Source organism: Acinetobacter sp. WU_MDCI_Abxe161 (assembly GCF_025514355.1).
GTDB lineage: Bacteria > Pseudomonadota > Gammaproteobacteria > Pseudomonadales > Moraxellaceae > Acinetobacter > Acinetobacter pittii_E.
On the sequence record NZ_JAHPTU010000016.1, the window covers coordinates 1 to 13,507 of the forward strand.

Sequence of the window (13,507 nt, forward strand, 5' to 3'; positions counted from 1 at the left end):
GGACGAGGCCGAGGTCGCAGCCGTGATGATGACGATGATGACGATCGCGGTGGCCGTTCAGGCGGACGAGGTCGTGGTCGCAGCCGTGATGACGACGATGATTATGATGGCCGTGGTCAAAACTCTCGTAATCAAAAACGTGATGCCTACGGACGTTTTACGTCTTAAGCAAAAGGTTTTAACAACAAAGGAGGCTTTTGCCTCCTTTGTTTTTAGCTTACTTACTGTATTTACTGAGGGAGAGGTTGTAGGCCTTTTACAATATCAAGATATTCAGACCCGTTTAACCAAAAAGATTTTTTTAAGAATAGTGTCGTCATAATACTTTCGGCTGCTTCACTATCTGGATTTTCACAGAATAATCCATAGCTTTCACCTAAAACCGCATCATTTTCAATGAGGCGGATATAATAAGCATGTTGCTCATTTGCATAACCTAAAACCGCATCACGTTGATTTTTCATTTCGCATGTCTCCATACCAAAAACTGAATTTAACCAGAATGTTAAGTGTTCAGAATCTCATTTGATAAAAATCAAAAACAGTCAGCGATAAAGACTATTTCAAAATAGGTTTTGATTTTCTTCAAATTGCCATTTCGCTCAAAACATCCCTGTTAAAAACAAAATGGATTAAAATCTGATCATGAGATTTATTGTTATGCAAAAAAAATATTTCGTCAACTTGAAAATGTAACTTTTTCAAGTTACATTATTTGTGTAGGATTTGAACGGTGATAAGGGAGGCGATATGCCCAAGAAAAAAGAGTTCGAGCATGGTGGTGCACGAGAAAATGCCGGACGTAAAGCACAGTTCAATGAACCCACCAAAGTTATTCGTGTTCCCGAGTCCCAAGTTAACTTTATCAAAAATTGGTTACTGAATAATGTCAAAACCAATAACTTGACCGACTTTAACTCAAAACTTAACGTTCAACCAGTGCATCCGAATAACGATAAAATTTATCACATTCCTTTGGCAACAGAACGTGTTGCAGCAGGTTTTCCTTCACCTGCACAAGATGATATTGAGCAAGCACTCGATTTAAATGAATATTTAATTAGAAATGAAAATGCCACGTTTATTGTCAAAGCTAATTCTTTATCAATGTTAGATGCTGGAATTGATATTAATGATCCGCTTATTGTGGACCGTAGTATTCCCGCTAAATCGGGTGATATTGTAATTGCACTCATCGACAACGATTTCACTGTTAAGCGCTTAATGATTGATACACAATTTCAGCCACCTAAAGTCTGGCTAAAAGCAGAAAATCCTGATTATCAAAATATTTATATTGAAGAGGGGCAAGAACTGGTGATTTGGGGAGTCGTGACGTATAACCTTAAACGAATGAGATAAATTTTTTTCTTATATTTTATTATTCAAGTTACTGACCCGAGAAGCGAGCCAGTAACTTTTTGCTAAATAACTTCTTAAATTTGCCCAATCAATAAACATGTAGCGATAGCAACCATCAAACCGCCCGAAAAACGGCCCACTAACTGTGCTGCCTGCGGTCTGGTTTTTAAAATGGCCTCTGAACCATAACCCACCATTAAGTAAATAATCGCGCAGCTAATCATGTGTACAACACCAAAGGCAAGAATTTGTGTCGTCACTGACCATGAAGCAGTGGTGTCAATAAATTGAGGAAGCAGGGCTAAAAAGAGCAAAAAAACTTTCGGGTTTAAGCCACTCACATAAACGCCTTTAGTTGCCCAACTTAACCATGACTGCGCTTTTTCAGAATTGGACTGATTTGGGGTAGGAGGGGTAATGAGTAAATTTATTCCCATCCATAATAAATAAGCAGAACCCGCCACCGTCAGAATCATGAGGGCAGTTGGATTATTTGCTACAAGCAGACCAACACCAGCCGCTACCAATAAAATCGTAATAAAGTGCCCAAATAGCATACCTGCAACGGCGGGTACGACGACTTTGCCTTTAATTCCTGCCGAAATGGCATAGGCCCAGTCTGCCCCTGGCGTAATAATAAAAAGAATAGAGACGCTCCAAAATGCAATAAAAATATTAAAAGCCATATGCTTATCTCGGCAAATTATTTTTCCAAAGGTTTCGCTCGCGGTTTAGAAAAAATTCCTATTCATTCGAACTTGTTGAAAATAATATGCTCATGTATTTAGAATGTGCTTTTAAATGTTTGCTCATATCACACGCATTTGGGGTAAATTTTTCTAAATGGATCGCACAGATAAAAAGATTCTTGCTGAATTGCAATTAAATGGCCGATTATCTATTACTGAGTTGGCAGAAAAAGTCGGTTTGAGCATTTCACCTTGTCACAGACGGGTGAAGGCTTTAGAGGAGTCGGGAGCCATAAAAGGCTATCGGGCAGAGCTCGACCCAAACTTAGTGGGATTTGAATTTTCAGCGATTGTTTTTATTACGCTTAAAGAAGGTGATAAGCAGGCAGTCGAGAAGTTTGAAAATGCCGTAATTGATATCCCGCAAATTATTCAGGCCCAGCGCTTGTTTGGTGAGCCAGATTATTTATTACATGTGGTCGCTAAAGATTTACCTGCTTTTCAACGGCTATATGACGAAAAACTATCTGCTATTCCAAGTGTGCAGCGACTCATCTCAACCATTGTGATGAAAGATGTAGTGCCTGAACGTTTATTTCCGATTGGCTAAATCATCAGATATAAAAAAAGAAGCTTTAAAGCTTCTTTTTTAGTTTTGAAAGTATTTAAGTATCGAGTGTTTTACACAAAGAACAGATCGTACCGTTATGTTTGTGAGAGAACATAATATCGGGGCGCTCATAACCTTGCTCACATACGCGGCAGTGGTAAACTGTTGCAACTGGTGTACCTTCAGCATCGTAACGTGGTTCTTTAATGCCGTCATCATGTGACTTAATGTAGTATTTCCCTTTGGTTAATAAGCCCATGATTGGTGTTAATACAAAGGCAAGTACAAGTGCGATAAGCGGTGAGTAAGGTGCCAAGAAACTACCGAGTAAGCCGAAGAATGCTGCAATTGATAAGCCTGCTGATACAAGGAATGCAACCATACCGACAGGGTTTACGTTGTAAAGCATGTCACGGCGATATTCTGGCTCTTTCGGTGAAAGTTTTAAAACATATTTGTTGATTGAAATGTCTGTTGCGACAACCACAACCCAAGCAATCGCAAAGTTTGAATAGAACCCTAAGATTTTACCCAATACCGCAAACATGTTGCCCTCCATCAAAGCAAGCGCAATTGCCAAGTTCACCATCACAAAGACAATACGACCCGGATAATGTTTGCTAATACGGGTGTAGGCACTTGTCCAAGCAAGAGAACCCGAGTAAGCATTGGTCACATTAATTTTAATTTGAGAAATAACCACCAAAATCACTGCCAGTGTCAAAGCAGCCCAACCCGGAAGCATGTCATGAAATGCTGCATTAAACTGTTGAACAGGTTCAGTGCTGTTTACGCCCGGTATTTTAGTAAGTAAATAGAACCCTAAAAATGCCCCAATAATTTGTTTAATTGCACCTAAAATCACCCAACCTGGACCCGCTGAAATAACGGCTGCCCACCATGCTTTGCTATTTTCTTTTGTTTTCGCAGGCATGAAACGTAAGTAATCAATTTGCTCACCGATTTGCATGATTAAAGATAAACAGATACCGGCACCTAACATGATGGCCGCCATGTCTACAGTTGCAAAACCTTCTTTACCTGTAAAAGTAGCAAACTGGCTGACTAAAGTTGGTTCTTGATAAATCAGATAGGCGACCGGACCAATCATCAGAACGAGCCAAAGTGGAGTGGTCCAGACTTGTAATTTACTTAAAGCTTTCATGCCGTAAATGACGAGTGGAATGACCATAACAGTTGAGATGAGATAACCTGCCCAAAGTGGAATACCTAAACCGAGCAATAACCCTTGCGCCATGATTGAACCTTCAAGCGCAAAGAAAATAAATGTGAAACTGGCGAAAATGATGCTAGTGAGGACTGATCCGATATAACCGAAACCTGCACCGCGGGTAATCAAGTCAAGGTCGATGTTATAGCGCGCTGCGTAGTAGGCCAAAGGAATGCCGGTTAAGAAGATAATAATCGCTGCAAATAAAATGGAGAAAACAGCGTTGGTTGTTCCATAAGACATACCAATACTGGCGCCAATAGAAAAGTCAGCAAGATAGGCAATACCACCAAGTGCAGTAATAGCAACAACTTTGGGACTCCAGCGTCGAAAGCTGTGTGGAGCATAACGTAAAGTATAATCTTCTAAGGTTTCATTCACTGCTTTTTGTGAATCTGTACCTTGCACAGTGTCCAGATTTGGATGTTCAGATACACTCATAACATCAATCTCCCAATCATTTTCGGTCAATCAACACAAATATTGATCATTGTTTTTTGATGGTTTTGAGTGTGTGATTTTTGGGAAAAATTGAAAATACGTTATTTTGCGTATATGGGCGTATTAGAAAAAATCGCCATGATAAATGACTTTTGGCATAAGGATTGCTGAGTTTAATACAGCCACATGCCAAACATGAGTGTTATGCCAGATTCTTCACGCCCCCAACAAGCGCCACAACGTGTGATCAAAACACGTCGTGAATATAATATTTGGGTGGCAGATGAAAGTATCGAAGATTATGCACTCCGCTATGCGCCGACCTCAGTACGTAAATGGTCACCTTGGACGGTGACTAATACAGCAATTTCGACAGTTAGCTTTCTGGCGATGGAAGCCATTGGGGCGACTATGCTTTGGCAGTATGGCTTTAGCAATGCAGTTTGGGCAGCCATTGTCGTCTGTACCATCATATTTTTAACCAGTTGGCCAATTAGTTATTACGCCGCAAAATATAATGTAGACGTCGATTTGCTTACTCGTGGTGCAGGTTTTGGCTACATTGGCTCGACCATTACATCTCTGATTTATGCCAGCTTTACCTTTATTTTGCTTGCGTTTGAAGCCGCAATTATGGCGATGGCACTTGAGCTTGCTTTAGGTATCCCGCAAGTTATCGGGTACTTAATTTCTGCCTTAGTGATTTTGCCTTTAGTGGTCAAAGGCATTGGTTTTATTAATAAAGTTCAGGCGATCACACAACCAATCTGGCTCTTATTGCTGTTATTACCGTGGTTTTTTGTACTCTGGAAACAGCCGCAAATTTTAAGCAGTAGTTTGCATTTTGTTGGGGCAGTTTCAAACTCAACCGATTTTAATCTGTATTACTTTGGTGCGGCATGCACTCTTATTTTTTCATTTGTGATCCAAATTGGTGAGCAAGCCGACTATTTACGTTTTTTACCTCAAAAAGAAAAGAACAGAACTGCATGGCGTTTTGCCGTTTTTTTAGGTGGCCCATCTTGGATTATTTTCGGATTTCTAAAAGTTTTGATGGGCATGCTGCTGATGGTGTTGGCTTTTCAGCTGTTTATTCCTGTCTCTGAACTAGACAATCCGACTTATTTGTATTGGGTTGCCTATCAACAATTTATTCCAAATCCTCAGCTTGCTTTAATCTTGACTCTAGCACTGGTTTGCTTGGCGCAAATTAAAATTAATATGACCAATGCCTACGCTGGCTCATTGGCATGGTCAAACTTTTTTGCTCGTCTGACGCATAGCCATCCGGGGCGAATTGTCTGGCTTCTTTTTAACGTGTTTATTGCCATTGTTTTGATGGAAATGGGAATTAGCCACGCGGTTGAACGTATTTTGGGGCTATATAGCAATATTGCTTTGGCATGGATTGGTGCCGTTGTTGCCGATTTAATTATCTGTAAACCTTTAGGCCTAAGCCCGAAGGGGATTGAATTTCGCCGTGCTTATTTATATGACATTAATCCCGTAGGCGTGGGTGCCTTACTGATTGCTTCAGTGTTATCAATGCTGAGTTATTTGGGCTTTTTCGGACTGATGGCAAAAGGCTTGGCGAGTTTTATTGCTTTGGGGAGTGCGGTGTTATGTGTTCCTGTTATTGCTTACTTAACCAAAGGCAAATATTACATTGCACGCCAGCCTGAAAAAATTCAGGCGACTTCGGTTGCTAACTGCGTGGTATGTGAACGGGATTACGAACTTGCTGATATGGCGGGCTGCCCAGCCTATAACGGTACGATTTGCTCTCTATGCTGTTCACTTGAAGCACGCTGCCACGATTTATGTAAACCTGATGCACGGTGGTCAGTACAGCTCAAAAAAGCCATCTGGCACTATTTACCCGAACGTTGGGCCAGCCGTTTAAATAGCAGGGTCAGTTTGTATTTATTACTGACTCTGGGGTTGTCTATTGTTCTGGCAGTGAGTTTAAGTCTGGTTTATATTCAGGAAAAAACCTATTTAGAAACCATTAATGCGGCAGCGGTTCCACAGCTCTTTACACTGTTTGTCAAAATTTACACCATTTTATTTTTATTAATGAGCGTTGCTGCATGGTGGTTAGTGTTAAATGATGAAAGCCGTCGTAATGCTGAAATCGAAACACATCAGCAAACGGTATTATTGTTTGATGAAATTGCTGCCCATGAAGTCACTTCAAAGGATCTGCAAGATGCCAGAATTTCAGCAGAGCGAGCAAATGATGCAAAAAGCCGTTATGTCATTGGTATTAGCCACGAACTAAGAACACCTTTAAATAGTATTTTGGGCTATAGCCAATTACTTCAGAAACAAGAACAGCTTTCAGAGCAAGGCAAAATGGCGCTCGGGGTGATTAGCCGTAGTGGGCAGCATTTGACTTCACTCATTGACGGTTTACTAGATTTAGCCCGAATTGAAACGGGCAAAATTTCTTTAAATGTAGTGGATGTCCATTTCCCAAATTTTATAGAACAAATTATTCAAATGTTTCAGCCTCAATTTGAACAGAAGAATTTGCAGTTTGTTTATGAAATTGGAGAGAACCTACCACACTATGTTCGTACCGACAAAAAACGCCTAGAGCAAGTGCTTATCAATTTACTGGGCAATGCTTTAAAGTTTACAACGAGCGGCACAATTACCTTGAAGGTCGAGTATCGTTTTCAAACGGCTTATTTTGAAATTAGAGATACGGGCTGTGGTATTGCCGAGGCCGATTTAGAGCGAATATTTAACCCGTTTGAACGGGGCAGCAATGTAGTACAAGGCGGATTTACCGGAACAGGACTCGGACTACCCATTGTAAAATTATTAGTCGATTTACTTGGTGGCCAACTATCTGTGACTAGTCAGCTCAATCAGGGTTCACAATTTAAGATTAAGTTTTACTTACCTTCAAAAGAAGTAGTGCATCCAATTTCAAATGTTTACTCCAACCAAATTACGGGTTATCAAGGCGAACGAAAACGAATTTTGGTCGTCGATAATGAAGCGGTGGACCGTGGCTTAGTTGCTAATTTTTTAAAACCTTTAGGATTTATGATTGAAGAAGCCGAGTCGGGCATTGACTGTTTAAGACGAGTACCTATTTTTCAGCCTAACCTGATTTTGATGGATTTGAATATGCCTTTGATGGGCGGCTGGGAAACAGCACGATTATTGCGTCAGAATAATATTACCAATGTGCCGATTTTAATTATTTCAGCGAATGCAGGCGAACGTGAGGTCAATCCACAAGATGCCGTCTTAAGTGAAGACTTTATGCTAAAACCAATCGATCTCAATTTATTGCTGAGTAAAATTGGAGACAAGTTAGGCTTGGTGTGGATTGATTCCAAGACAGAAACACTCCTTGAAAATAATAAAGTTCAAGCACTTGATATAAAAGTGTTTAAGCAGGAGCAATTCACTGTTCATATACCAATCCAACAACAAGAAAATAATGATCTGCTTGATTTACCGCAAAGCTTGCAGCAATTAAATGATTTGATTGGTCAGGGTTACATTCGAGGAATTCAACAGACTTTAACGCAATGCCGTCAAAATTTTCCGGAGCATAACGAGTTATGGGAACAGCTTGAACAGGCTATTCAAAAATTTGATTTAAAACACGCCCAACGATTAATTCAGGATAAGCAATGAGTACGCAACATGTTTCTTTTCAGCAAGCTTCGCAAAATGAACAGGCTGTTATTCTGATTGTGGATGATGTGCCGGAAAATCTGGGCTTGTTACATGAAAGTCTAGATCAGGCAGGTTATCGCGTGCTTGTCACAACCGATGGATTAAGTGCAATTGAAATTGCCCACCGATGCTTACCGGATATGATTTTACTCGACGGCAATATGCCACATATGGATGGTTTTGAAAGTTGTATCCAGCTTAAAGCGAGCCCAATTACGCAGTTTATTCCCGTTATTTTTATGACAGGTTTGTCTGAGACAGAGCATATTGTGCGTGGTTTTCAGGTCGGTGGGGTGGACTATGTAACCAAGCCTTTGAATATTGAAGAAGTATTAGCGAGGGTAAAAACACATTTGGCACATGCCAAACTATTGCAACAACAAAAACAGGTCATTGATGCAACGGAAACAGCTATTCTCGCGCTAGATGTTCACGGTAAAATTGTGTGGAAAACCCAAAAAGCTAGTGATCTACTAAATCAATATTCACCTGAATTAGAGGGTTTTGAGGCAGGCTTAAAAGCTTGGTTTGCAGACTTGCAACATGAAAAAGACCCCAAAAAATTAACCAGCTGTTCTTATTCGACACCATCTCAGCAATTACAGCTTTTATTGCTTACGCCGTGGGAAACTGAACCAAGTGTGGCAAAAAACTATCTGATCCAGATCAAGACTTCTACGCCTGCTTTGGAAATGGCAGATATTTTGAAATACTGTCCGCAGTTGACTCAGCGTGAGGCAGAAGTCATGCATTGGTTGTTGTTAGGAAAAACCAATAAAGATATTGCAGAAATTTTGGAGCTTAGTCCAAGAACTGTGAACAAACATTTAGAGCATGTTTTTGAAAAACTCTGCGTTGAAAATCGAACTGCTGCTGTGGCGCACATTAATAGTTTGGTGCAAGAGTTTCATTAACTTAATTAAAAAGCTAGAGGCCCCATCGAGCCTCTATCATTTTTCTTACTTCAAGTTCTGTTTAAAGAAACTAGTTAATTTATCAAATGGAATGAGATCGACACGATCGTATAAATCCACATGTCCAGCACCTTTAACGTAGTAAAGTTCTTTAGGTTGGCCTGCGAGTTTATAAGCTTCTTCACTAAACTCTTTTGAATGAGCCTGATCACCTGTAATAAATAGCATTGGGCGTGGTGAGATGGTTTCGATATCGTTAAATGGATAGAAGTTTAAAAATTTGACATTGCTTGTGAGAATTGGATGCGTTGTAAGATCTTTTGATGAACTTTTCGGCGTATATTCTCCGCGTGGGGTGCGATAGAAGTCATAAAATTCACGTTGAATAGGGTGAGTATCTGCCGTTAACTCATGCGTAGTCCCGCTGGTATATTTTGTTTCACCGCCTGTGAATTCGACATAACGTTGCGCAGCCGCTTCAGCAATAATTTGCTTTCTTTGCTCTAAGGTTTGTGAGTGACGTAAGCCATTGCGGTTAGCTGCGCCCATATCATACATACTGACAGTTGCTATCGCTTTCATACGAGGGTCAATTTTCGCTGCACTAATGACAAAGCTTCCACTTCCACAAATACCAAGTACACCAATACGTTCACGGTTAATAAAAGATTGGGTTCCTAAATAATCTACAGCCGCACTAAATGCTTCTGCGTAAATATCAGGTGCAACTACATTTCTGGGCTGGCCTGCGCTTTCACCCCAAAATGATTGATCAATCGCCAATGTTACAAAACCTTGTTCAGCCAATTTCTGTGCATAAAGCATAGAACTTTGTTCTTTCACGGCTCCCATTGGGTGACCAATTACAATAGCAGGCGCTTTAACCTTTTTATTTAGGTTTTTGGGAATAACCAGATTACCGACTATTTCCATGTTGTATTGATTTTTAAAAGTGACTTTTTGAATAGTCACTTGCTGACTTTGATAAAAATTATTTGCGCCATTCGACATGTCTGCTGCCATAGCTGAAGTTGAGGAAAATAAACCAATTGTTGCGGCGCAAATCGCAGCCGCCGTATGGGTTTTAAGTTTTTTAAACAAGGGAGATGTAGTCATGGATACCTCAATTTAAATAATGTGAATGGGTGAATTGCATGCTTATTTGATTTGGGAAATTGAAATTTTGATGGGTTGTTTTTGCTTGAACTCTTGGGGAATAGCCTCAAGTTTCCCAAGCAAAATAAGACCATTTGCGTACCCAACAGTTGAGTCTTTATAGAAAAAAGCCAGATTGCCCCAAGGGGCGTAATAGGTAAGATCACCAGCTTTGCCCGCATAACCATGAGGTGCGTTTTGTGTAGTTAGTTTGGTGGGTAGGTCGGCTATTTTTTCAGTAGAGTCATAATCTTTAAGGGTTAATGTCAACGGAAGCTGCTTGGCAAAATCTTGAACAGTCGGTGTCATGGGTAATGTTGCAAATAGTGGTTGTTTTGATCCCTCAATATCAATACGAATTTTCATCATCGATAACCTTTGTTGATTGTTGCCCGTAGGCCTTGTTGCATAAGAGATAGATATGGCTGAAAACGAGAAAAAGATGCTGAGTAAAGCTAGAAAAAACTTCTGAGTAGCCATATCGAAGAACCTCATTTCTTTAAGAGAAAGCAGCCAAATGCAGTGAAGTTATTCGATTTCTAGCGTAAAGGTATGAGCTGAATTTATTAATTTTTGATAATAATAAAATCAGGCACCTTTTATCCTTGAGCTCATCTAAATCTTGATGCTCACTGCTTGATATAGAGTTTAATGAATCTTCTTTATAATAATTAGTCTAAAAAACAAACATGGACTTATGAGCAATATTCATGAATATTTTTATCATTTATAATTAAACAAACCCTGAAAAGAGACAAAAGCAGATGATAAACAAAGAAAACTATAATGATCTTTATGCTTTTTTAATGGTGGCGCGAGAGGGCAGTTTTACGAAGGCAGCAGGAAAAATGGGAATTTCGCAGTCTGCGCTAAGCCATACCATTCGTGGTTTAGAAGAGCGTTTAGGGATGCTACTTCTGACCCGAACTACACGAAGCGTTTCACCAACAGCAGCAGGTGAAAGATTAAAGCAAACCATTAGCGCCAGCTTTGACAAGATTGATAATGAATTATCGCTTTTAACATCATTTCGGGATCAGCCAGCCGGTACGGTTCGTATTAATGTCAGTAGCCATGCGATACGAGAAGTTCTTATTCCCAAACTTAAAAAGATTGCTGGTGATTATCCTGATGTGCAAGTTGAGCTAGCTGCCAATAGCGGTATGGTGGATATCGTTGCAGAGCGATTTGATGCAGGCGTTCGTTTTGGAAGTCGTGTTGCAGATGGTATGATTGCGGTACGTATTAGCCAGAATGTCAAAATGGCGGTGATTGCAACGCCACAATATTTTGAGAAATATAGAATTCCTGTAACCCCTAAAGATCTGGTTGATCATCAATGTATTGGCTTTCGTTTAACCACCCAAGGCAGTGTGTATGCATGGGAGTTTTTGAAGGATGGACAAGAAACAAAAATCAAAATCCAAGGACAATGGATATTTAATGAAAGCTACGATATTGTCGAGGCAGTTAGAGCTGGATTTGGATTGGCTTATATTCCGCAAGAACTGATCCAACAAGATCTCGATCAAGGTAAGCTTGTTCAGGTATTGGAAGAGTACAGTATCCAGTTTCCCGGATACCACCTGTACTATCCACATCGTAGACAGCTTTCGCCTGCATTAAGGTTGATTATTGATGTGCTGCGTGAATAGCACTTCGCCAAGTAATAAAAGCAGTAATAGCACCGAATAACAACACAATAGTGCTCATATAAAACGTAGCACTATAGCCATGCGAGTCATATAGCAAGCCGCCTAAAGTTGCGCCTAAAGTAATTGCAAATTGGATAATCGCAACCATCAAACCGCCACCAACCTCAGTATCTTGATGTAGTGTTTGGGCAAGCCATGTGTTCCATGCGACAGGTGCCGAAGTTCCAACGAACCCCCATAATCCCATTAATATTGCGACCAACCACAAATGCTGACCACCAAGTACGAAGGCATAAGCAATGCTTGCCATCATTAAAGGAATAAGGATGAGGTAGCGATAGATATGTTGATGAAGAATAAAACTAATCACGAATGTGCCAACTAAACCTGCGATACCTAATATGAGTAATAAAGTGGATAACATGGCCGCATCGACATGACTGACGGTTTCTAGAAATGGGCGTAAGTAGGTAAATAGCGCAAATTGCCCCATAAACAACAATAAAATCCCTGTCATGCCATAAAACACAATCGGACGTTTCAGTAGACCAAAGGGATTTTTTGACTTTTCAACAGACATCATTGCTGGAAGAGCGGGCATACTTTTAAATTGCCATACAAGCGCAATAATTGCGATAGGAACGATACAGAAGAACGCACCGCGCCAGCCAATGATTGAACCTAGAAAACTTCCTAAAGGTGCGGCTATTGTGGTTGCTAGAGCATTTCCTCCATTTAACAGACCGAGTGCTTTGGGTACAGCTAAAGGAGGTACAAGTCTCATCACAATCGAAGTCGACATGGCCCAAAAACCACCAATCACCACACCTAAAATTGCACGACCCACCATGAATAACGCAGCAGAGTGAGCAAATGTAATCAGCATGCCAGAAACAATCATGAGTAAGGTAAGTACCAGCATGATATGACGGCGATCCCATGTCTTAAATACACGGCTAATAGTTAAGCTAGTTACCACAGCAAAAATGCCTGAAATGGCAATAGCTTGACCGACTTGGCCTTCACTCATATTTAAATCTGAAGAGATTGGTGTGAGTAAACTTACGGGCATGAACTCAGATCCAATTAATACTACACAGCAGAGTGACATTACAAATACAGCACCCCATGCAGGTGTGCTATTTTCATGTGTATCTTGCTCAATTTGATGAAAAGAAGACATAAAAGTTCCGACTTTAAAACCGTTAAATGTTCATGTAAGAAATGAATCAATTTGGTCGCAGAGCTTAGCAGCAATGGTTTGAAAGGATTAGGCGCAGAATTATGAATAGAGTTATGAGTTTTATGCATGAATTGTCTTTAAAAAGCATACAGACCCGCTGCTAAAAACAGGCTATTTTTTTACACATAAATTTGTTCTTATAGATAAAGATTATACAAAGTCATTTCTAAATAAATATGAGTCGTAATACGAGGAATTCATTGTGAATATTCAACAAAAAGATGATACAAAACACGGCAGCTTTAGCTTACTTGATGGTGAAACCGTTGCAGGTGAAATGACTTATACATGGGCAGGCGAAGGCATGCTGATTATTGATGCTACAGATGTAAATGAAAATTATCGCGGACAAGGCGTAGGTCGCCAATTACTTGATGCGTTAGTTGCCTTTGTCCGTGAAAAAGAAGTAAAAGTAATTCCTCTTTGCCCATATGCTAAATCGGTTTTTGATAAAGACCCAAGCATTGGCGATGTACTTAGAAAATAAGCAATAGATTAAAAATCA

Annotated in this window: 12 protein-coding genes; 6 read left to right on the top strand and 6 right to left on the bottom strand. The window is 40.1% G+C overall.

The genetic code is table 11. The features are described from left to right. Positions 1–230 precede the first annotated feature (230 nt). Positions 231–464 carry a hypothetical protein gene (locus KTI78_RS15095; RefSeq protein ID WP_002114518.1) on the bottom strand — a complete coding sequence of 78 codons (234 nt, stop codon included), beginning with the start codon at positions 462–464 and terminating at the stop codon, positions 231–233. Positions 465–750: 286 nt separating this feature from the next. Here KTI78_RS15095 and KTI78_RS15100 point away from each other — a divergent pair, with 286 nt between their 5' ends. Beyond that, on the top strand, positions 751–1,362 hold the full coding sequence (locus KTI78_RS15100) for a LexA family protein (protein ID WP_016141356.1): 612 nt from the start codon (positions 751–753) through the stop codon (positions 1,360–1,362). 74 nt (positions 1,363–1,436) lie between these two features. Here KTI78_RS15100 and KTI78_RS15105 read toward each other — a convergent pair whose 3' ends face one another. Beyond that, positions 1,437–2,048 (bottom strand): LysE family translocator, encoded by a 612-nt coding sequence (locus KTI78_RS15105; RefSeq protein ID WP_262446588.1) that lies wholly within the window; start codon positions 2,046–2,048, stop codon positions 1,437–1,439. Between the two features lie 157 nt (positions 2,049–2,205). On the opposite strand from KTI78_RS15105, the gene KTI78_RS15110 reads away from it, so the two are divergent. Then, positions 2,206–2,661 carry an Lrp/AsnC family transcriptional regulator gene (locus KTI78_RS15110; protein ID WP_000376211.1) on the top strand — a complete coding sequence of 152 codons (456 nt, stop codon included), beginning with the start codon at positions 2,206–2,208 and terminating at the stop codon, positions 2,659–2,661. Positions 2,662–2,716: 55 nt separating this feature from the next. On the opposite strand, the gene KTI78_RS15115 is transcribed toward KTI78_RS15110, so the two are convergent. Further along, positions 2,717–4,333, bottom strand: coding sequence for a purine-cytosine permease family protein (locus tag KTI78_RS15115; RefSeq protein WP_262446590.1), 1,617 nt, complete (start codon positions 4,331–4,333; stop codon positions 2,717–2,719). A gap of 195 nt (positions 4,334–4,528) precedes the next feature. On the opposite strand from KTI78_RS15115, the gene KTI78_RS15120 reads away from it, so the two are divergent. Both KTI78_RS15120 and KTI78_RS15125 read left to right on the top strand, forming a co-directional pair. Then, entirely contained in the window at positions 4,529–7,993 is a 3,465-nt protein-coding gene (locus KTI78_RS15120; RefSeq protein ID WP_262446654.1) for an ATP-binding protein, read from the top strand. Next, positions 7,990–8,949, top strand: a complete 960-nt coding sequence (locus KTI78_RS15125; protein ID WP_262446591.1) for a response regulator transcription factor — start codon at positions 7,990–7,992, stop codon at positions 8,947–8,949. The genes KTI78_RS15120 and KTI78_RS15125 overlap by 4 nt, the downstream gene beginning before the upstream one ends. Positions 8,950–8,994: 45 nt before the next feature. On the opposite strand, the gene KTI78_RS15130 is transcribed toward KTI78_RS15125, so the two are convergent. Both KTI78_RS15130 and KTI78_RS15135 read right to left on the bottom strand, forming a co-directional pair. Then, positions 8,995–10,065, bottom strand: coding sequence for an alpha/beta hydrolase (locus KTI78_RS15130; RefSeq protein WP_262446592.1), 1,071 nt, complete (start codon positions 10,063–10,065; stop codon positions 8,995–8,997). A gap of 42 nt (positions 10,066–10,107) precedes the next feature. Further along, positions 10,108–10,584 (bottom strand): cyclophilin-like fold protein, encoded by a 477-nt coding sequence (locus tag KTI78_RS15135; protein WP_262446593.1) that lies wholly within the window; start codon positions 10,582–10,584, stop codon positions 10,108–10,110. 284 nt (positions 10,585–10,868) lie between these two features. On the opposite strand from KTI78_RS15135, the gene KTI78_RS15140 reads away from it, so the two are divergent. Next, the gene (locus KTI78_RS15140; protein ID WP_262446594.1) at positions 10,869–11,759 is read left to right on the top strand and encodes a LysR family transcriptional regulator; all 891 of its coding nucleotides are present in this window, start codon (positions 10,869–10,871) and stop codon (positions 11,757–11,759) included. Here KTI78_RS15140 and KTI78_RS15145 read toward each other — a convergent pair. After that, positions 11,737–12,942, bottom strand: a complete 1,206-nt coding sequence (locus KTI78_RS15145; RefSeq protein ID WP_262446595.1) for an MFS transporter — start codon at positions 12,940–12,942, stop codon at positions 11,737–11,739. The two genes, KTI78_RS15140 and KTI78_RS15145, sit on opposite strands and share 23 nt — an antisense overlap. 262 nt (positions 12,943–13,204) lie before the next feature. Between KTI78_RS15145 and KTI78_RS15150 the strand changes: the two genes are divergently transcribed. Beyond that, positions 13,205–13,489, top strand: a complete 285-nt coding sequence (locus tag KTI78_RS15150) for a GNAT family N-acetyltransferase (RefSeq protein ID WP_017390443.1) — start codon at positions 13,205–13,207, stop codon at positions 13,487–13,489. Positions 13,490–13,507 lie beyond the last annotated feature (18 nt).